This window comes from Paenibacillus sp. FSL H3-0321 (genome assembly GCF_038002865.1).
GTDB lineage: Bacteria > Bacillota > Bacilli > Paenibacillales > Paenibacillaceae > Paenibacillus_AQ.
Window position 1 is genome coordinate 7,560,952 of record NZ_JBBODH010000001.1, and the last position, 17,980, is coordinate 7,578,931.

General features: G+C 50.6%; 20 protein-coding genes and 1 riboswitch. Of the genes, 9 read left to right on the top strand and 11 right to left on the bottom strand.

Annotated features, from left to right (window positions below):
* Positions 1 to 3 precede the first annotated feature (3 nt).
* From MHI45_RS33420 to MHI45_RS33435, 4 genes are all read left to right on the top strand, one after another.
* Positions 4 to 753 carry an alpha/beta hydrolase gene (locus MHI45_RS33420; protein WP_341118643.1) on the top strand — a complete coding sequence of 250 codons (750 nt, stop codon included), beginning with the start codon at positions 4 to 6 and terminating at the stop codon, positions 751 to 753.
* Between the two features lie 400 nt (positions 754 to 1,153).
* On the top strand, positions 1,154 to 2,239 hold the full coding sequence (gene asd / locus MHI45_RS33425; RefSeq protein WP_038590783.1) for an aspartate-semialdehyde dehydrogenase: 1,086 nt from the start codon (positions 1,154 to 1,156) through the stop codon (positions 2,237 to 2,239).
* A gap of 147 nt (positions 2,240 to 2,386) precedes the next feature.
* Positions 2,387 to 2,566 (top strand): DUF3934 family protein, encoded by a 180-nt coding sequence (locus MHI45_RS33430; protein ID WP_076111364.1) that lies wholly within the window; start codon positions 2,387 to 2,389, stop codon positions 2,564 to 2,566.
* Positions 2,567 to 2,662: 96 nt separating this feature from the next.
* On the top strand, positions 2,663 to 3,358 hold the full coding sequence (locus MHI45_RS33435) for a pseudouridine synthase (protein WP_076111365.1): 696 nt from the start codon (positions 2,663 to 2,665) through the stop codon (positions 3,356 to 3,358).
* 111 nt (positions 3,359 to 3,469) lie between these two features.
* On the opposite strand, the gene MHI45_RS33440 is transcribed toward MHI45_RS33435, so the two are convergent.
* Both MHI45_RS33440 and MHI45_RS33445 read right to left on the bottom strand, forming a co-directional pair.
* On the bottom strand, positions 3,470 to 5,302 hold the full coding sequence (locus tag MHI45_RS33440) for an ABC transporter ATP-binding protein (protein WP_341118645.1): 1,833 nt from the start codon (positions 5,300 to 5,302) through the stop codon (positions 3,470 to 3,472).
* A gap of 33 nt (positions 5,303 to 5,335) precedes the next feature.
* Positions 5,336 to 5,791 carry a MarR family winged helix-turn-helix transcriptional regulator gene (locus MHI45_RS33445; RefSeq protein WP_076111367.1) on the bottom strand — a complete coding sequence of 152 codons (456 nt, stop codon included), beginning with the start codon at positions 5,789 to 5,791 and terminating at the stop codon, positions 5,336 to 5,338.
* A 127-nt stretch (positions 5,792 to 5,918) separates the two neighbouring features.
* On the opposite strand from MHI45_RS33445, the gene MHI45_RS33450 reads away from it, so the two are divergent.
* Positions 5,919 to 6,464: a GNAT family N-acetyltransferase gene (locus MHI45_RS33450; protein ID WP_076111368.1), complete on the top strand. Its 546-nt coding sequence runs from the start codon at positions 5,919 to 5,921 to the stop codon at positions 6,462 to 6,464.
* 107 nt (positions 6,465 to 6,571) lie between these two features.
* On the opposite strand, the gene thiE is transcribed toward MHI45_RS33450, so the two are convergent.
* From thiE to MHI45_RS33480, 6 genes are all read right to left on the bottom strand, one after another.
* Positions 6,572 to 7,231, bottom strand: a complete 660-nt coding sequence (gene thiE, locus MHI45_RS33455) for a thiamine phosphate synthase (RefSeq protein ID WP_076111369.1) — start codon at positions 7,229 to 7,231, stop codon at positions 6,572 to 6,574.
* The gene (gene thiD, locus MHI45_RS33460) at positions 7,228 to 8,046 is read right to left on the bottom strand and encodes a bifunctional hydroxymethylpyrimidine kinase/phosphomethylpyrimidine kinase (RefSeq protein WP_341118648.1); all 819 of its coding nucleotides are present in this window, start codon (positions 8,044 to 8,046) and stop codon (positions 7,228 to 7,230) included. The genes thiE and thiD overlap by 4 nt, the downstream gene beginning before the upstream one ends.
* Positions 8,047 to 8,071: 25 nt before the next feature.
* Positions 8,072 to 8,869, bottom strand: coding sequence for a hydroxyethylthiazole kinase (thiM, locus tag MHI45_RS33465; protein WP_341118650.1), 798 nt, complete (start codon positions 8,867 to 8,869; stop codon positions 8,072 to 8,074).
* 533 nt (positions 8,870 to 9,402) lie between these two features.
* A complete protein-coding gene (locus MHI45_RS33470) occupies positions 9,403 to 10,461 on the bottom strand; it encodes an ABC transporter substrate-binding protein (RefSeq protein ID WP_341118651.1) in 1,059 nt (352 codons plus the stop codon).
* The gene (locus MHI45_RS33475; RefSeq protein WP_341118652.1) at positions 10,458 to 11,234 is read right to left on the bottom strand and encodes an ABC transporter permease; all 777 of its coding nucleotides are present in this window, start codon (positions 11,232 to 11,234) and stop codon (positions 10,458 to 10,460) included. The genes MHI45_RS33470 and MHI45_RS33475 overlap by 4 nt, the downstream gene beginning before the upstream one ends.
* Positions 11,215 to 11,979, bottom strand: a complete 765-nt coding sequence (locus MHI45_RS33480; protein WP_341118653.1) for an ABC transporter ATP-binding protein — start codon at positions 11,977 to 11,979, stop codon at positions 11,215 to 11,217. The genes MHI45_RS33475 and MHI45_RS33480 overlap by 20 nt, the downstream gene beginning before the upstream one ends.
* A gap of 151 nt (positions 11,980 to 12,130) precedes the next feature.
* A riboswitch (TPP riboswitch) is annotated at positions 12,131 to 12,234 on the bottom strand.
* Positions 12,235 to 12,508: 274 nt separating this feature from the next.
* Between MHI45_RS33480 and MHI45_RS33485 the strand changes: the two genes are divergently transcribed.
* Genes MHI45_RS33485 through MHI45_RS33495 form a run of 3 tightly spaced genes read left to right on the top strand, consistent with a single transcriptional unit; the run spans position 12,509 to position 14,830 of the window.
* Positions 12,509 to 13,342, top strand: coding sequence for an amino acid ABC transporter substrate-binding protein (locus tag MHI45_RS33485; protein ID WP_341118654.1), 834 nt, complete (start codon positions 12,509 to 12,511; stop codon positions 13,340 to 13,342).
* Positions 13,343 to 13,396: 54 nt separating this feature from the next.
* Complete coding sequence (locus MHI45_RS33490) at positions 13,397 to 14,065, top strand: amino acid ABC transporter permease (RefSeq protein WP_038590815.1); 669 nt, start codon at positions 13,397 to 13,399, stop codon at positions 14,063 to 14,065.
* Positions 14,066 to 14,077: 12 nt separating this feature from the next.
* Positions 14,078 to 14,830, top strand: a complete 753-nt coding sequence (locus MHI45_RS33495) for an amino acid ABC transporter ATP-binding protein (RefSeq protein WP_341118655.1) — start codon at positions 14,078 to 14,080, stop codon at positions 14,828 to 14,830.
* Between the two features lie 126 nt (positions 14,831 to 14,956).
* On the opposite strand, the gene MHI45_RS33500 is transcribed toward MHI45_RS33495, so the two are convergent.
* From MHI45_RS33500 to MHI45_RS33510, 3 genes are all read right to left on the bottom strand, one after another.
* Positions 14,957 to 15,631: an S-layer homology domain-containing protein gene (locus tag MHI45_RS33500; RefSeq protein ID WP_341118656.1), complete on the bottom strand. Its 675-nt coding sequence runs from the start codon at positions 15,629 to 15,631 to the stop codon at positions 14,957 to 14,959.
* 114 nt (positions 15,632 to 15,745) lie between these two features.
* Complete coding sequence (locus tag MHI45_RS33505; protein ID WP_076112695.1) at positions 15,746 to 16,321, bottom strand: hypothetical protein; 576 nt, start codon at positions 16,319 to 16,321, stop codon at positions 15,746 to 15,748.
* 79 nt (positions 16,322 to 16,400) lie between these two features.
* Complete coding sequence (locus MHI45_RS33510; RefSeq protein WP_341118657.1) at positions 16,401 to 17,273, bottom strand: AraC family transcriptional regulator; 873 nt, start codon at positions 17,271 to 17,273, stop codon at positions 16,401 to 16,403.
* Between the two features lie 212 nt (positions 17,274 to 17,485).
* On the opposite strand from MHI45_RS33510, the gene MHI45_RS33515 reads away from it, so the two are divergent.
* A complete protein-coding gene (locus tag MHI45_RS33515; protein WP_038590839.1) occupies positions 17,486 to 17,956 on the top strand; it encodes a Fur family transcriptional regulator in 471 nt (156 codons plus the stop codon).
* Positions 17,957 to 17,980: the final 24 nt, after the last annotated feature.

The window sequence follows — 17,980 nt, forward strand, 5'->3', positions numbered from 1 at the left end:
TAGTTGAAACATGAGTCAATTTCAGTGTACCGGAAGGTGACGAAACTGTTCAATTTCCCGATTAAAGAACTCGTGTATACAAGTAGTGCGGAGTATGGAGAGCTGAAAATGTATGTGTTTGAACCTCCGGCATGTGATGAGCTGCGTCCAGCCATTTTGTTTTTTCATGGTGCAGGGTTCTCAGCGGGTAAAGCAAGGCCGGAGCAGTTTCAGCATCACGCACATTATTTTTCTGCACTGGGTTTTGTTTCGATCTGCGTGGAATACCGTCCGAGGCACGTTGATGGTTTATTCTCACCTGTTACGGGCATTAAGCATGCCAAAACAGCGGTAAGGCAGGTTAGAGCACAGTCAGCTCTTCTCGGGATCGATCCATGCCGTATTGTCATTGCAGGCGCTTCTGCCGGAGGTTACCTGGCCCTTTGCACGGCGATGATTGAAACAGTTACTGATCTTCCCGATGATCTGTCTGGTGATCTGTCAGTTAGTAGTGTTCCAGATGTGCTCATTATCTTCAACGGTGGGGTGGACACAGCAGTACTCATTGAAATGTTTCCGGAACTTTCGGTTGACCTCGCTGGCGCGTCTCCTAAAGATCATGTGAGAGGTTTTTTGCCTCCAAGTCTTTTCTTTCATGGGACACAGGACGAGAATATTCCTTATGCAACCGTGGAGGAATTCGTAGATGCCATGTGGAAATCCGGCAATGACTCGCGTCTGGTTCGGTTTGAAGGGCTAGATAGATTGAACTGAAAAGTTTAGAGTAAAGGTTCAGTCGCGACTGCGGGTAATGTTTGGACTTCCAGCCGCTGTTGTCTTCGGATTTCTTGATTATGACCACCGCTGCTCGCGGTTGAAATCCGAAGACAAAGGCGGTCGCTATCGCTCCTACAGTTCCAAACTTCCCCTCCGTCGCTCCCTTTCCTCAAGTTTCAAGTTCAATCTACCTAGGTCATGGATTTTTTATTATAATAATATTCCGTACCAGCGGACTCTTCAGGAGATCGTGAAATTCCTGGATGAATTGGGCTATATTTATTAAAGGAAATACTTACTTTTCGTTCACATATTGTGTAAGCTGCGTATATCATTTATAATCGGTTATTAAAAAGCACCTATCAATAGGAGCTGCTTGAAAGGAAATGAATTTCTTATGTCAAGTAAGTTAAGAGCGGGTATCGTCGGCGGTACCGGTATGGTGGGTCAACGGTTTATTGCACTTCTTGAGAATCATCCCTGGTTTCAGGTGACAGCTATTGCCGCCAGTGCGAATTCGGCAGGCAAAACGTATGAACAATCGGTCAAAGGCAGATGGAAGCTGTCTACACCTATGCCTGAAGCAGTGAAGAGCATCATGGTACAGGATGCTTCCAAGGTAGAGGAAGTGGCTGCGGATGTGGATTTGATCTTCTGCGCCGTGGATATGAAGAAGGAAGAGATCAAGGCGCTGGAAGAAGCTTATGCGCGTACCGGCACGCCGGTAATCTCCAACAACTCTGCGCACCGCTGGACTCCGGATGTTCCAATGGTGGTACCGGAAATCAACCCGGAGCATCTTGAGGTCATTGCACAGCAGCGCAAACGTCTGGGTACGGAAACTGGGTTCATCGCTGTGAAACCGAACTGTTCGATCCAGAGCTACGTGGGGATGCTGCATGCACTGAACGAGTTCAAGCCTTCGAAGGTTGTCGTGACAACTTATCAGGCAATTTCCGGCGCCGGCAAAACGTTTGTTGATTGGCCGGAGATGGTGGATAACGTGATTCCGTTCATCGGCGGCGAAGAAGAGAAGAGCGAGCAGGAGCCGCTGCGGATCTGGGGAACGGTTACGGACGGAGGGATTGTCAAGAGCGAACAGCCGGTGATCACTTCACAATGTATCCGTGTGCCTGTCGCTGACGGCCATATGGCTGCAGTATTCGCCTCCTTTGAGCAGAAGCCGTCCAAGGAAGAAATTCTTGAACGCTGGAACAGCTACAAAGGACGTCCGCAGGAACTGGAACTGCCAAGCGCACCAAAACAATTCATCACCTATTTCGAAGAAGAAAACCGTCCTCAGACTCAGCTCGACAGAGATATCGAGAACGGCATGGGCATTTCTGCCGGCAGACTCCGCGAGGATTCGCTATACGACTATAAGTTCGTCGGCCTGTCTCACAACACTGTGAGAGGCGCTGCCGGAGGAGCCGTACTGATTGCCGAGCTGCTGAAGGCTGAAGGTTATATTCAGCCGAAATAAATCGCCTGAACAACTGAATTTCATCCGCTGAATAACAACCCGCCGGACTCGTACCGGCGGGTTGTTTGTGTATTTTCCTGACACATTGCCTATAGTAATGGTAAGATAGAGAAATGCAAGGCGAAAACTGAATACTGACGGAGTGATATTGTGGCAAAAAGCAAAGGCGGCGGCACAGGCAGAGGAACAGGCAGCAAGGGCTGGACGCGCTGGAACAAAACGGCAAAGCCGGTGAAACCGAAAGGTGTAGCTCCCGGTAGCCAAGGAAGCAAAGGAAATGCTGCTGCCAAGAGCAGCGGGGGAACTTCATCCGGTCGCAGCAAATAACAGAGCGTAGTGCTCATAGATTATGTGAATTGAAGCATCTGATTTTGTACGCTGAAATCAGATGTTTTTCATTTCCGGGACGGAAGCGGGATCAGCATGAGAATTAATAAATATATCAGCGAAACGGGTCTTTACTCGCGCAGAGAGACGAACCGGATGATCACCGCCGGGCGGATTTCTGTCAACGGAGAGGTTTGTGAACCGGGTGCCACCGTGGAGCCGGGAGACGTTGTAGCCATTGACGGACAGACCGTAACCCCCAGCAAGGAGAAACCTGTATATCTGGCACTCAATAAGCCTGTTGGGATCACTTGTACCGCTGCGCGGCAGGTGGAGGGCAATATTATAGATTTTGTCGGTTATCCCTCACGCATCTTTGCTGTCGGCCGTCTGGACAAACATTCCGAAGGTCTGATCCTGATGACCAATGACGGAGAAATCGTGAACACCATGATGCGTTCGGAGAATGGACACGAGAAGGAATACAGGGTAAGTGTGGATAAACCGGTGACTGAAACCTTCCTGCAGGACATGTCCTCCGGTGTCGCGATTCTGGGAACGGTGACCACACCCTGCGTGACCTATGCGGTTAGTGAATATGAGTTCGGAATCATTTTGACCCAAGGGCTGAACCTGCAAATTCGCCGCATGTGTAAAGAGCTGGGCTACAGAGTGCTTAGACTGGAGCGGATACGGATTATGAATATTAGTCTGAACGGACTGGAACGGGGACATTGGAGACATTTGGGCGAAGAGGAACTGGAGGAGCTTTTTTCCCGGTTGAACGGATAAGCAACAGCTGAATGCAGCCAATAAAATCCGCATCAGAACGCTACTCTCAGCGGGCTGTGCGGATTTTTGAAAATATAAGTATTTTTACGCTTCCACTTGAATCAGGGATCATCACGACAGTATCTTCGGTTCAAATTGCTTGTTATACAAATCCCTATAGACCCCGTCATTCTTCAGCAGCGAGTCATGTGTGCCTTCTTCGACGATCGTACCGGCCTTAACCACCAGAATCGTATCAGCAGCCATAATCGTGGACAGCCGATGAGCGATGACGAGACTGGTCTTGTTCAGAAGCAACACATGCATGGCCTGCTGAATGTAGTATTCCGACACCGTATCGAGCGAGGATGTGGCCTCGTCCATGATGATAATCGGCGGATTTTTGAGCAGCACCCTGGCAATGGAAATTCGCTGCTTTTCACCGCCGGACAGTTTGATGCCCCGGTTACCTACTACCGTATCATAACCCTCAGGCAATTCCATAATAAATTCATGAATATAAGCGGATCTGCAGGCATCCATGATCTCTGCTTCGCTGGCCTCTGGATTTGCGTACAGCAAATTTTCCTTGATCGTTCCGTTGAACAGATAGGTATCCTGCGTCACCAGACCAATCTGTGAGCGAAGCGAGTCCAGGGTGAAATCGCGGATATCCTTGCCGCCGATGGTGATCGCGCCGGAATCAAGCTCATAGAGGCGCGGGATGAGGTTCGTGATCGTTGTTTTGCCGGCACCGCTGGGCCCGACGAGTGCGGTTAGGGTTCCGGCAGCAGCAGTGAAGGAAATATGGCGGAGCGCCGGTTTATCCTGCTGATAAGCGAAGTTTACGTCACGGAATTCGATGTCCTTCCCGGAAGCGTTGATGTGCAGGGCAAGCGGAGAATCAACAATCTGTGGATCCATGTCAAAATAATCAAAGATCCGCTCGAAAAGCGCTGCGGAGCGTTTAATATCAACATACAAATTCGTCATTTGCAAGACCGGCCCGTACAGTCTGCCGAGTAAGGCGACAAAAGTGATGATTGTACCGACTGTTAGCTCACCTTGGATGAACAGATATCCGCCATACAAGTAGATCAGCAGCGGTCCAATGCTGGTAAAGGTGGAGAGGACCATCATGAACCAGCGCCCGGCCATTGATTGGCGGATTTGCAGGTTTGTAGCTTCTGCATTAATCGTTTTGAAATTTGAATATTCCGCTTCTTCTTTGGTGAACAGCTTCATTAACAAATAGCCGCTGATACTTAACGTTTCCTCAATGACTTCATTCTGTTCGGAGAATTTCTCCTGTGTCTTTTTAGCCAGCTTCCAGCTAAAATTGCCCATTTTGCGGGTAGGCAGTATGAATAGAGGAATAACAAAAATTCCAAGCAGCGTCAGCTTCCAGTTCATAATAAAGAGCGTCACCGCAGTGGTGGCAAGGATAAATAAATTGCTGGCAAAATTAACAATCGTGTTGCTGAACACACCTTGAATTCCCGAGATATCGCTAGTCATCCGGGTGATGACTTCCCCCTGTTTGACACTGGAGTAGAATTGCAGCGGCATCTGCTGGAGATGACTGTACATCTGGTTTTTCATATCATGGACGATATTTTGCGATATAAAAGAATTCAAATAATTTTGCAGCACTCCCAGCAGTCCCGAGACAACGGTTGCGCCTAGTGAAGCCAGGACCAGCAACAACAGCAGATGCAGATTTTTGTCCGGCAGCGCCTGGTCGATAATATGCTGGATCAGGATGGGCGGCAAAAGCCCCAGTACTGCAGAAACACATAATACGATCATAACCAGCAGCGTTTGCTTCCAGTAGGGAAGAAAATACTTAGAAATCCGCAGCAGAAGCTGCTTGGAAATCTTCGAATGCAGCTCATCATCATCAAATTTTAGCTTGCCATGCCCAGGCCCGCCACCAAATCCTGCTGCACCAAAACCTCTTGACATTACACATCACCAGCTTTGTGTGGAATTTTGTTGTTAAGTCTCTTGCTCCTGTGCCTGTGCCAGCTTGTCGAGTAGTTGTCTGTTCATCCGCAGGAGGGTGTCAATCTCTTCCCCGGAAAACTGCTCCAGTGCCGATCCCAGTACTTTATAGGAAAAAGCCTCCTCGTTATATCGCTTGCACAGCTCTTCTCCGGCAGGAGTAATATACAGTTTGGTTTCTCTGCGGTCCTGTTCGGAAATGACCCGGGTGACCAAATTTTTCTCTGCCAGAGCATCAATGTGAGTGCTTACCCGGCTCTTGGCAAAAACGAGCCGTTCGGTAACTTCCTTCTGTGATTGGCCCGGGTTGTCTTGAATGGAGTTCAGGATGCCGATCTGATGCACCGTCAGCCCCAGCTTTGCTGCACTTTGGTGTGCAAGCTTCTTGAGCTGGCGGGACACCGCGAAAAAGGAATGATAAACCTCACTCGTCTGCTGCGGATCAATCATATGTACGGACCCCCTTTGCTGAATATAGTTACGTTTGTGAACAGTTTACAAAGTAAACTAATAATACACCTGAAACAGCGGGATGTAAATGCTATAATTTACCTACCACTGTATAAAGGAGTAAAGCATGAACATTGACCAAAAAGGTTTTGAGGTAAAAGGCTTAAGCTACATCATCAGATCCGCCGACCCAGCAGATGCCGCGAAATTATCGCAATTAAGGCTGCAGATTGACGGCGAAACCGAAAACATGGACAGAGTTCAGGGTGAGGGGGTTATCGACACTTCAGGCTTTGAACAATTGATCGCCCGGGATACGGAAGATAACAGAAACTTATTTTTAGTGGCGGAAGCTGAAGGCGAAATTGTCGCATTTTCGAGATGTGAGGGGAATCATCTTACAAGATTCTCACATAAAGTGGAATTCGGAATCTGTGCAGCGCGGGAGTATTGGGGGTTTGGCATCGGGAAACATCTTTTGGAACAGTCGCTTGCTTGGGCGGACGCGAACGGAATCACTAAGATCATATTGTATGTATTGGAAACAAACGAAAAAGCGGTGCAGCTGTATAAAAGGTTCGGCTTTGAAATCGAAGGGGTCATCACGAAGGACCGGATTCTTTCTGACGGCAACTACTATAACACGATAGTTATGGGAAGGTTTAAGTTATAAGTTTCACCAATAAAAAAACGCAGAGCCGTCTGTTACGGTATCTGCGTTTTTTGTAATGGGCAGCTCTTTAAGTTAGCTTTACTCTATTCGAAAAAAATCGGGTGCAGTCATGTATACCGTATGATCTGCAACAAATTCTTTGCAGCTGCGCTAACGTCATACGCCCGGGCAATGGCTGAGATGACGGATACTCCATCGGCTCCGGCTCCGATAACCGGCTGGGCATTACCCGGCGTAATTCCGCCAATGCCGACCAGCGGGATGGTAAGGCCGCAGCGCCGCAGCTCTTCAATGACCCGGGTGCCTTGCACGGCCTCGGCATCGTCTTTGGAGGAGGTCGGGTAGACCGGGCCAACTCCAAGGTAGTCTGCGCCATCGGCGATGGCCTGCCGGGCTTCATGCTGTGTATGGGCAGAGACGCCGATGATCTTGTGATCACCTAGCCGCTGACGGATGGAGCGGGCCGGCTCATCCTCTTGTCCCACATGGACACCGTCGGCGTCAAGTGCGATTGCCAGTTCAATATCATCGTTCACGATGAAGGGGATACGATGCTCGCGGCATATCTGCTGAAGTTGTTTGGCCAGATTGAATGCTGCTGTTCCGGTCAGTGCCCCGGGGCCTTTTTCCCGGAACTGGAACAGCGTAATTCCGCCTTCAATGGCCTGTGTCAATGTGACTGCTGGTGAGATCCGGCAGTTGACACTGCCCATTATAAAGTATAGCTTTAGGAGCTTGCGCATGTCTTCGCTGTCGATTCTCTTCATCTCACATTTCCCCGCATTCTGTTGCCATAAGCAAAATGATTTGTCGGCCCATGTCCCGCTCCAATGCCAAGACAGTCTTCGATGGCCGCCTGGATAAAAGCTTTCGCGGTATGGACCGCTTCCTTAACGGTGTTGCCCTGTGCCAATCCGGCCGCCGCTGCCGCAGAGAAGGTGCAGCCCGTTCCATGGGTGTGCCGCGTGGAAATGCGCGGGCTTTCCAGATAGATAAACTCGTTTCCGTCATACAACAGATCGAGGACTCCGGTGGTTCCGTCATCATGGCCACCCTTTAGAACAACAAAGCGGGCGCCCATGGAATGGATGAGCACCGCCGCCCGTTCACGTTCCGCCAAGCCGGAAATCTTCATCCCGGTCAAGCTTTCTGCTTCCGGTATATTAGGTGTTGCCACCAGGGAGAGCGGCAGCAATTCGGTAATCAGCGCCTGCACGGCTTCCTGCTGCAGCAGCGGTGAACCGCCTTTAGCGATCATAACCGGGTCAACCACCAGCTTATCCCAGCCATACTGGCGTACCTTCCCGGCAACGGCGCGGATGATTTCACCGCTAAAAAGCATGCCGGTCTTGACCGCATCCGGCTGCAGATCGCTTCCGACGGAATCAAGCTGTGCGGTGACAGCTTCTGCTCCGAGCGGGTATACTCCTTGTACTCCGAGAGTATTCTGTGCAGTCACAGCGGTAAGTGCCGACATGCCGTACACGCCAAGCTCCTGGAAAGTTTTCAGATCGGCCTGGATGCCTGCACCGCCGCCGCTGTCGGAGCCGGCGATTGTCAGCGCTTTGAATACTTTTGTCATGTAGTCCACTCCTTTACCGCAAGACTTATAGTGTGAGCAGCTGTACCCGTGCTCTCTCCTTGTAGGTATCCGGAGTGACCAGGGCCAACTGGTTGAGGAATTCAATTTGGAAGGTGCCGGGGCCTTTAAAAGCTGTCCGTTCGGCTGCGATCTCGGCAGCGACACCATAGAAGGAGAGCGCCTCGGCAGCCGCTTCCAGCCATGACCCGCCGCTGACCGCCAGAAAAGCTCCGACTACGGCGCTGAGCAAGCAGCCTGTACCGGTAACTTTGGTCAGGATGGGATCACCGTTGCTGACGACGTAGGTGCTGATGCCGTCGGTAATTACATCATCTTTCCCGGTAATGATGACCACACATTCCAGCTTTCGTGCCGCTTTATTCGCCAAAGCGATGACATCGCCATCGCCCGCACCGGCGTCAACGCCCTTGATGGCCCAGCTTTCCCCGGCAACATGGGCCACCTCAGCAACATTACCGCGCAGGGCGGTAATGCGCAGCTCCTGGACCAGCTTATGCGTGACCTCAGTGCGGTAGGCGGTAGCACCGGCTCCAACCGGGTCCAGTACCAGCGGTACCTTATGGCGCCCAGCCGCTTGTCCGGCCAACACCATCGAGGTGATGGCATGCTCGTTCAGCGTGCCGATGTTAAGCACGACAGCTCCCGACATCGCGGCGATGTCCGCGACCTCCTCATGGGCATCGGCCATGAAGGGCGAAGCGCCCAGGGCCAACAGCCCGTTGGCGGTAAAGTTGGCCACCACAATGTTGGTGATGTTGTGCACGAGCGGATTGGCTTCACGTACTTTAGCTAAATAACTCATTATTAGTCCTCCTCAAAGTTTTGTTACAGCGCATGTCTGTTCTCATACATCTCATCCCTCTATGTGTTAGAGAGGTACATTCTATTGCACTTTCTACAGCAGTCGGCCCCTAAATCAGCCGCAAAACAGCTTCTATTGCACTCTATACAGCAGAATCTAGCAGAAAAGGGGCTTTTGCTCGGAAATGCAGAAATCTACTGCATGAAATACAGCAGAATGCGGATCACCGCAGAGAAATGAGCAATCTGCTGCACAAAATACACTCATCCAAAAAATGCACTTTAGAAATTAACCTAACACTGCTGATTCTAGATTCAGCCTACATACATCTAATAGAACAGCATTCACAGTTTCCAGATAACGCTGTTGCGTAAGCTTTTGAGTGAAAATAATGCACAAAAATAATGGTCCCGCTAACACTGGATTAGTCCCATAAAGAATGGTCCACGATATAAGTCCCATACGTAAGTCCCCATACGTAAGTCCAGTCTACATACATGAAACTCTAAACTTCGGCCCTTTGAACTTAGCTCCTACAGATTAACAAAAGCTTCCTTACTGTCCGTTTCTCCGCTCAACAGTCCGTTCTCGGATAGCCACGTATGCACGTTCTCCCAGGATTTCTCCTCCTGCTGTCCAAAAGGCAGTTTTCCTGCAACCATCAGCGGCAGAAGGATTTCCAGACTTTTTGTCTCGATTGCTTGGTCGAGCGGGGCGGTAGCATCTTCGTGTGCAAACAATATTTCAAGTGCCTGCTGAGGCTGCTCCTGTACGAATTGCTGTCCTTTGCGTGCCGCATTCATGAACTTCCGGTAGTCATCCTCCGAATCCAACAAGCCCTGTTCACTGGCAACAAGTACAAGCTCATAATAGTCCGGCACTCCGTAGTCCGTCGGATCGAATGAAGTGACGGGGTGGCCTTCTTTTTCCAATATCAATGCCTCATGATTTATAAATCCGCCGATAATGCCGTCTGCGCGTCCGGTAGAAAGGGCAGGAATAAGATCGAATCCAACATCAATCAGGTTCAGTGAAGCCGGATCGCCTCCGTCGTATTTGACCATTGTCCGGAGCATCGCTTCATACAGGGGAATGGAGGAGTATCCGGCATTTTTGCCTGTGAGTTTTTTCGGGCCGGTTATCGCGCTCTCTGCGGGGACCAGAAGATGATTGAGCGGATGCCTTACGAGCGCTGCGACAGATTTTACAGGTATTCCTTCACTGCGCGCCATTAGTACCTGTGGTTGGTAGCTGAGAGCCAGATCAGCTTTGCCTGCGGCTACAAGCTTCAAAGCATCATTGCTGTCCGCCGGCATTTGAATGTCCACCTCCAGCCCTTCTTCGGCAAAATAGCCATTCTGCTGAGCGGCATACAGGAAGGAATGAACTGCGTTCGGATACCAGTCGAGCATTATAGTCAGCTTGTGCGGATTGCCGCTGGAATTCTCTGAAGAAGCGGCGGAGGTATCCGGGTCTTTTGCGCTGGCGCAGCCGCTTAAGAGGGTAAGCAGGCATAACAACAATAAGTATGGAATAAGGCGGTGTGTTTTCTTATGTGTGGAATGATTGCGATACAGCTCAGGATGGGTCATCGGTAAAATCCTCTTTTCTGCAAAATGAGTTTTTCGAGCACAGCGATACTGAGAAACAAGGCTACACCCAAAACGGACAGCAGCAATACGGCGGCGAACATTTCTGCACTTTGCAGATTGCCGGCCATCCGGCGGCTGAAATAACCAAGCCCCCGGCTGCCGCCCAGCCATTCCCCGATCGTCGCTCCGATCACACAGTAGACGATGGACAGCTTAAGTCCGGAGAAAAAGGAGGGCAGTGCCAGCGGAATCTGCGTCTTACGCAATATCTGCCAACGGTTTGCCCCAAGCGTCAGGAGCAGGTCTCTGTACAGGCTGCCGCTTTGCCGCAGGCCGTCATAGACGGCTACCACAACCGGGAAAAAGGCAGTCAGAAAGACGACAGCAACCTTGCCCCACAGGGTATAGCCGAACCACATAATAAAAATAGGTGAGAGCGCGATCAGCGGAATGGTCTGGCTGATAATCAGCATGGGATAAAGTGCTTTGGCGAGCGGAGCGAACATATGCATGCCGGTACCCAGCAGTGTTCCGCAAACAACCGAGAGGGCAAACCCGATCAGTGACTCCTGCAACGTGGCGGGCAAATGCTCTCCGAACAGCAGTCCCCGCTTTTCAATCAGCGCTGTCCAAATTGCACTTGGCGCCGGGAGAATAAATGAAGGGATCATGTTCAGCTGTGCTGTGAGCTCCCATGCCGCAATAAGCAGCACCACAAGCAGTAGAAAGGGGCCATAAGTCCGCAGCTGTTTCTTATACCATAGAGCTCTCATGCAATCTACTCTCCAAATCCTCCCGCAGGGCAACAAACTGCGGTTCATAATTCATTTTGTAATGTCTGGGTCTCGGCAAAGTGACGATTAGCTCCTGCAGCCCGCCGTCAGAGCCGCCGGTCATCAAATAAATCCGGTCGCTGAGCAGCAGCGCTTCTTCAAGATCATGAGTGATGAACAGAACGGACTTATCCAGCCCGCCCCACAGCTCCAGCAGCCAGCGGTGCATCTCCCGTTTGGTGATCGCGTCCAGCGCTCCAAACGGCTCGTCAAGCAGCAGCAGTTCGTTGCCTGCAGCTAGTGTGCGCAGCAGAGCGACCCGCTGGCGCATCCCGCCGGACAGCTCCTGCGGATAAGCATTTTCCTTGCCGGAAAGGCCAAAGCCGTCCAGCATTCCGCGGATCCGGGCGAGTACCTCGTGCCGGCTAGAGTCCTGCTTAAGCTCCCATGGAAGCAGGCAATTGTCCAGCACGGTCCTCCAAGGCAGCAGCAGGTCCTGCTGCGGCATATAAGCGATCTGTCCAAGCCGCGAGCGTGTCGAAGGAGAGGAGCGTCCATGTACGGTTATTTCACCGCCGGACGGCTCTAGCAGGCCGGCAATGATTTTGAACAGTGTGCTTTTCCCGCAGCCGCTGGCTCCAACAACGGAAATGAATTCGCCTTGGCGGACGGTCATTGAAAGACCGGAGAATACCGGATTCCTAGTCGCTGCAAACGAATAAGCCAGGTTGGTTATAGTGAGCATATTGGGATGTGGAAACCTCCTGGGGGCGTAGTTTGTTTAACGTTACTTGCCTGATCGGCGGCAACAGCAAACACAAGAAAGACCCATTCATTTCCGGAGGAAATAAATGGGTCTGAACGTCACAGTCAGTTAGCTTAATGCGGCTCCGCTGAACAATTCTGCTCCACTTCCCTCCGCTGGTATGATCCAGATCAGGTTCCAAGGGTCCGGAGCTTAAAGCTCCGTCTCAGTCGGCCGACTCCCCTAGTGAAAAAACAGGTCAATATTGAATTTGCAATTGCTAATTAATATACCATATCCCGGCAGTTTGTAAAGAGAAGCAGTCGCTTACATTGCTGCAGTCCGGTTGTGAACAGTATGAGCATACCGGCGGGAATCGCCTCTTTGCCGGAGCTGTACCGTTTCGGCTGGCATAAGTAGAGGTCTGACTAAAGATGCAAAAAACTTGATGAAGCAGCGGTGCTTTTGGGCAAGATAAGCAAGTGTCCATGCAGTGAAAAATAGAGGGATTTTGAAAGGGGTTCATGTGATGAAGAAGCTTAGTCTGACTATCCTGCTGCTGCTAACTCTGCTGCCGGCAGGGGCATGCGGCAATAATAACAATACAGCGCCTGCGGCTACTGCTGCGCCCACAGAAAAAGCGGCGGCTCCGGCCGGGCAGAACTCACTGGAAGCTGTTAAAGCAAGTGGCAAGCTGCGTATTGGTACGGAGGGGACATATGCTCCGTTTACTTTTCATGATGCAGAGGGCAAGCTTACCGGTTTTGATGTGGAGATTGCGAAGGAGATTACGAAACGGCTGGGGGTGGAACCCGAATTTATAGAAACCCAATGGGATGGCCTGTTTGCCGGCATGGATGCCAAACGTTTTGATACGATATTCAACGAGGTTTCGATCACGGATGAACGCAAGGTGAAATATGATTTCTCTGAGCCGTATATCGTCTCCAAGGGCGCGCTGATCGTGCGCGAGGATAACCAGAATATTACAGCCTTCGCGGATCTTAAAGGTAAGAAGGCAGGTCAATCGCTGACCAGCAACCTGTCCGATATCGCCCGGGAGAACGGTGCAGAGATCGTCGCTGTGGATGGCTTCAACCAGGCCATAGACCTGCTGACCTCGGGCCGGATTGATGCGACCGTAAATGACGGCTTGTCCTATCTCGACTTAAAGAAGCAAAAACCAGATGCAAAGATCAAACAGGTGGATGAAACGGCCGAGGGATCGAAAAGTGCGGCAGTTTTCCTCAAAGGAAACGAAGAGCTGGTTAATGCCGTCAGCGATGCACTGGCTGAAATGAAGAGCGATGGAACCTATCTGAAAATATCGGAGAAATACTTTGGGGCGGATGTGTCCAAATAATAAATGGAGCTGGCGCGAAGATGCAGCCGAGTGTCCAAAAAGGATGTCTGAACGATGGATGACCGGAAAATTGGGATTTTCATGGATTCACTGCTGCCCCTGTTTAAAGCGGGGGTGGCTTATACCCTTCCGCTGGCGCTTGTTTCCTTTGCGCTTGGATTGCTGCTGGCTGTTCTTACCGCGCTGTTCCGTCTCTCCTCATGGAGAATCCCGAAGCTGATCGCCCGGTTCTACGTCTGGGTAATCCGCGGGACACCGCTGCTGGTGCAGCTCTTTATTATCTTTTATGGACTTCCGGCGGCAGGGATTGTGCTGGATCCTTTTATTGCCGCTGTAATCGGTTTTACACTCAGTGTTGGAGCCTATTCTTCGGAAATTGTCCGGGCAGCCATCCTGTCCATACATAAAGGCCAATGGGAAGCTGCCTTTTCCGTCGGAATGAGCCGGGGGCAGGCACTGCGGCGGATTATTCTGCCTCAGGCGGCGCGTGTATCGGTTCCGCCCTTGTCGAACTCTTTTATCAGTCTCGTAAAGGACACCTCCCTGGCGGCAAGCATTACGTACGTTGAGATGTTCAAAACAGCGCAGCAGATCACGGCGACCACCTACGAACCGCTGCTGCTCTATAGTGAGGCTGCATTATTCTACCTGCTGTTCTGCTCCGTACTGTCCGCGCTGCAAAATGTCCTGGAACAGCGGTTTGACCGTTATTCGGCGAGATAAGGAGGAAAGCACTTGATTGAAATTCGCGGCCTGCATAAATCCTTCGGTTCGCTACAGGTGTTAAAAGGTATCGACCTCAGCATGGAGCATGGCAAGGTTCTGGTGATTATCGGGCCCTCCGGCTCCGGCAAAACAACGCTGCTTCGCTGCTTTAATCTGCTGGAAATACCAGATCAGGGCAGCCTGTCGCTGGGGGAATTAAACCTTGAATTTACGCAAAACAGGAAAATTCCGCATAAGACACTGATGGCCCTGCGCCAAAAAACAGGGATGGTCTTTCAGTCCTACAACCTGTTTCCGCATATGACTGCGCTTGGCAATGTAATGGAGGGGCAGGTTACTGTACAGAAACGCAGCAAGGAGGAAGCTAAGCAGCGGGGGTTAGAGCTGCTGGCCAAGGTAGGCCTCAGTGATAAAGCGGAGGCTTACCCTCATCAGCTGTCCGGCGGCCAGCAGCAGCGTGTGGCTATTGCCCGGGCGATGGCGGTCGATCCCGAAGTGCTGCTGTTCGATGAGCCCACTTCAGCGCTCGATCCTGAACTGGTGGGCGAGGTGCTGAAGGTCATCAAGCAGCTTGCGGCTGAAGGCATGACAATGGTGATCGTCACCCATGAGATGAGGTTTGCTGCCGATGTGGCCGACCGGATCATCCTGATGGACAACGGTGTGATCCTGGAACAGGGAACTCCGCAGCAGGTACTGGAGCAGACGGAGAATCCGCGGGCCCTGCAGTTTCTGAACCGGCTGAGCGGCGATGATTTGTGAGTCGCAGTGTATCCAAGCTGCGTGGAACAAGTAAAGGCAGTCCAGGGGGAGACCCGGACTGCCTTTACTTGTATTTAGTTCATCTCATGATGCGCGGGGAAGCGCCTGAAATGCGGTCAATAGTATTTAGTTCTGTGTGGATGCATCATTGACTGAATTCAGATACTCCAGTGCATTGTACAGCATAACAGCCGCTTCGGCGCGGGTGAGCTCGCTTTTCGGATTAAACTTGCCATTTGCATCAAGCGTGTTGATCTTGTATTTCAGCGAACGCTGTATACTGCCTTGGTAGGAAGGCTCCAGTGCAGCTTCGTCAGCGATATCTACAGGAACAATATTGATCAGTGGCAGATTGCCAACCTTCTCCACGCCCTGAACGAGCAGGTTGGTAAACATCTCCTTAGTAATTAGCTTGGAAGGATCGATATCTGCAGGAATATCAACGTCGTTGTAATGGGCGTTGACGAATGCTTCCGCATACCAGGTTTTATCTTTTACCTTGGAGAATATAGCGCTGGCCAGAGGTGCCTTGTTGAAATCAATGGCAGCCAGACTGAGTTGAAGTCCACCAGTGATAAACTGCACGCCTTGTGCTGTGGTCACTTTGGCGCCGGGCAGAAACTGGGTATCGGAGATGCCTTTTATGAGACCTTGTTCCTTCAGGGAGTTGATCTTGGACTTTCCGGATACGTTGTCAATATCTTTAAAGCTGCTGCCAGCAGCAAACATCTGTCCTCCCAGCGAGAAGGAGAGAAGTGATACGGTTGTTATCATTGCAAAAGCACTTTTTTTCAGTTTCATGGAGATTCCACCTCTATAGTAGGGTAGGCCGCTTGGCCATTATCAACTCCTTTGACGTTATTGTTGGGGAGAAGGTTGCAGACAATTTAATTTTAAATGGCTGTGTCTGCGTTTTCACATCACTTCCTGAAACATCAGGTTGCGGTAAGGATACTTGCTGAGGCTGCTCTTGAACAATAGAGCGGCACCATACTCCTCTATCGTGACGGATTTCAGTGAACTTGCTTTAACGAATCTGCGAACCAGCTTGTTAACGGCGGTCCTGTCGTTGCGCCGGATTGCGGCGGCAAAGCTTTCGGCATAACTGCGGCTTCTGGCCAGCTTCCGGTAAAACGGGAGTACAGCTGCGGCAATCCTGCGGTGCATCCTTGCATTAAAAGTAAATTGTACGGTACCCGGCGGGATCGTCGTCCCATTTGTATAGAAGGATACCGGCAGCGGAAAGGGGAAGGAAATAAAGTAGCCGATGCCGTTTGTGCCGTAATTCTCCACAGAAGCCAGAGTAGGAATCTTTGCGAGCAGTTTGCCCATAAGACTAAGGTCTGCGTTAACGATGGCGCTTGACCATTGCGCGGCAAAGCTGCCGCTTCCGGCTATCTTCCGGTAGAACGGCAGCATGGCCGCAGCAACTTTGCGCAGAATGGAGCCAGTCACAAGGGGTCTTGCTGTAGGTGCGATTGCATTTGCCATCCGGACCCTCCTCATATCAATAAAATAATCCCTCAATATAAGGTATGGAAGCCGGGCCTATTTCGGATTGGGCAGACGTTTAATCTACAGGAATATAAATAGTTATTCGCATATTATCGGGATACGATGACTTCAACACATCCGTAATTTCAAAGTCCGGCCCCTCCCGCCGTTCATAATTGGTGTTCGGCAGCCAGGTTCCGTAGATATAGTCTCGGGTTGACTGGGTCAACCCGGCTGGGCCATGGGCCTTGAACATGGCATAGTTTCCTGCCGGGATATCGAATTGGACATAAGCTTCCGCTGGAACTTCCGCTGTATCCGCTACCGCTTCACCGATGATAAATGAGAAGTCTCCGTTCTCCTGATAGTGGCAGGCGATGCCGTAGGACATCCCCGGTGACTGTTTTTCCGGAATAGCCATGAACCGCCCGTTTCTTCCAAAGTCATCATAGAATCCGGGAATATCCTTGTAATGCGCGTCTTCATTTAGATTCGTTTTGTACTCTACGCCGATAATCTTTGTTCTTTCCCAGTGGATCAGAGTTGGTTTGTCCATTTCGTGTACATCTCCTTTGGTTTTTTTTTGGAGTTCCAGAAAATTGATGACAGGCTGTCCTTGGATAACGTCTGCAGTTTTGCGGTATTTACCGGGCGTCAGGCCGGTAAAGCTTTGAAAAGCCCGGGTGAACGCTTCCTGGGACTGGTACTGAAGACACAGGGCGATTTGCAGTATGCTTTCGTTGCTTCCACGCAGGCGGTTAGCCGCCTCGGACAATCTTCGTTTGCGAATGTACTCGTTGACAGTGAAGCCGGAAATCGCCAGGAACATCCTCTGGAAATGAAATGCCGAGAAATAAGCCCGGGCGGCAATCTCCGCAATCCGCAGTTCCTCCTGCAGATGTTCTTCAATGTAGTCGAGCGACTGCTGGATTCTGAAGTAATAGTCCATCGGCGTCATTCCTTTGCGCGTTAATTACAGCTTTAATTATGCGGGATATGTTGAAATGTTTTTTGATTCATTGTGCGGAAATTCGGCGGGTGATGTTATAATCATGTCATAGACTTTTCATTTATGGTCAATTTTGTTATGCTTATATCGTAACGATTACTAATTATAAGTACAAGATATAAGGAAATTCTTGCGGAAAGGCGGGAGAAGCCATGAACCCAATTGCGAATATCAGCCAACAGTTTGCTGCGCAAAACTATAAATTGACGCCCCAGCGTGAGGCTATCGTGAAGGTGCTGCTTGATAATGAGGAAGAGCATTTAAGTGTGGAAGAGGTATACATGCGTGTGAAAACCAGTTATCCTCATTTGGGGCTGGCAACGGTATACCGGACTTTGGAGCTGCTATGTGAGCTGCATATTGTAGAAAAAATGAATTTCGGCGATGGCGTGGCCCGTTATGATCTGCGGGATGATCATGCCCACATGCATCATCATCTGATCTGCAATGTGTGCGGAAGGCTGGAAGAAATCAAGGAAGACTGGCTGCTGGAGCTGGAAAGACGGCTGGAAGTGGAGTACGGATTTAAAGTCACCGATCACAGGCTCGACTTCAAAGGCACTTACAAGACATGCAAGCAGAACGGCTGCAAGGCGGACAAGCAAAAACAGGCGGTATCCTAAGGCTCCTGTAGATTAATATTGGGC

Coding starts and splice junctions, on each gene's coding strand:
- asd (WP_038590783.1), top strand. CDS start 1,154: ATGTCAAGTAAGTTAAGAGCGGGTATCGTCGGCGGTACCGGTATGGTG.
- MHI45_RS33435 (WP_076111365.1), top strand. CDS start 2,663: ATGAGAATTAATAAATATATCAGCGAAACGGGTCTTTACTCGCGCAGA.
- MHI45_RS33440 (WP_341118645.1), bottom strand. CDS start 5,302: ATGTCAAGAGGTTTTGGTGCAGCAGGATTTGGTGGCGGGCCTGGGCAT.
- MHI45_RS33445 (WP_076111367.1), bottom strand. CDS start 5,791: ATGATTGATCCGCAGCAGACGAGTGAGGTTTATCATTCCTTTTTCGCG.
- MHI45_RS33450 (WP_076111368.1), top strand. CDS start 5,919: ATGAACATTGACCAAAAAGGTTTTGAGGTAAAAGGCTTAAGCTACATC.
- thiE (WP_076111369.1), bottom strand. CDS start 7,231: ATGAAGAGAATCGACAGCGAAGACATGCGCAAGCTCCTAAAGCTATAC.
- thiD (WP_341118648.1), bottom strand. CDS start 8,046: ATGACAAAAGTATTCAAAGCGCTGACAATCGCCGGCTCCGACAGCGGC.
- thiM (WP_341118650.1), bottom strand. CDS start 8,869: ATGAGTTATTTAGCTAAAGTACGTGAAGCCAATCCGCTCGTGCACAAC.
- MHI45_RS33470 (WP_341118651.1), bottom strand. CDS start 10,461: ATGACCCATCCTGAGCTGTATCGCAATCATTCCACACATAAGAAAACA.
- MHI45_RS33475 (WP_341118652.1), bottom strand. CDS start 11,234: ATGAGAGCTCTATGGTATAAGAAACAGCTGCGGACTTATGGCCCCTTT.
- MHI45_RS33480 (WP_341118653.1), bottom strand. CDS start 11,979: ATGCTCACTATAACCAACCTGGCTTATTCGTTTGCAGCGACTAGGAAT.
- MHI45_RS33485 (WP_341118654.1), top strand. CDS start 12,509: ATGAAGAAGCTTAGTCTGACTATCCTGCTGCTGCTAACTCTGCTGCCG.
- MHI45_RS33490 (WP_038590815.1), top strand. CDS start 13,397: ATGGATGACCGGAAAATTGGGATTTTCATGGATTCACTGCTGCCCCTG.
- MHI45_RS33500 (WP_341118656.1), bottom strand. CDS start 15,631: ATGAAACTGAAAAAAAGTGCTTTTGCAATGATAACAACCGTATCACTT.
- MHI45_RS33505 (WP_076112695.1), bottom strand. CDS start 16,321: ATGGCAAATGCAATCGCACCTACAGCAAGACCCCTTGTGACTGGCTCC.
- MHI45_RS33510 (WP_341118657.1), bottom strand. CDS start 17,273: ATGGACTATTACTTCAGAATCCAGCAGTCGCTCGACTACATTGAAGAA.
- MHI45_RS33515 (WP_038590839.1), top strand. CDS start 17,486: ATGAACCCAATTGCGAATATCAGCCAACAGTTTGCTGCGCAAAACTAT.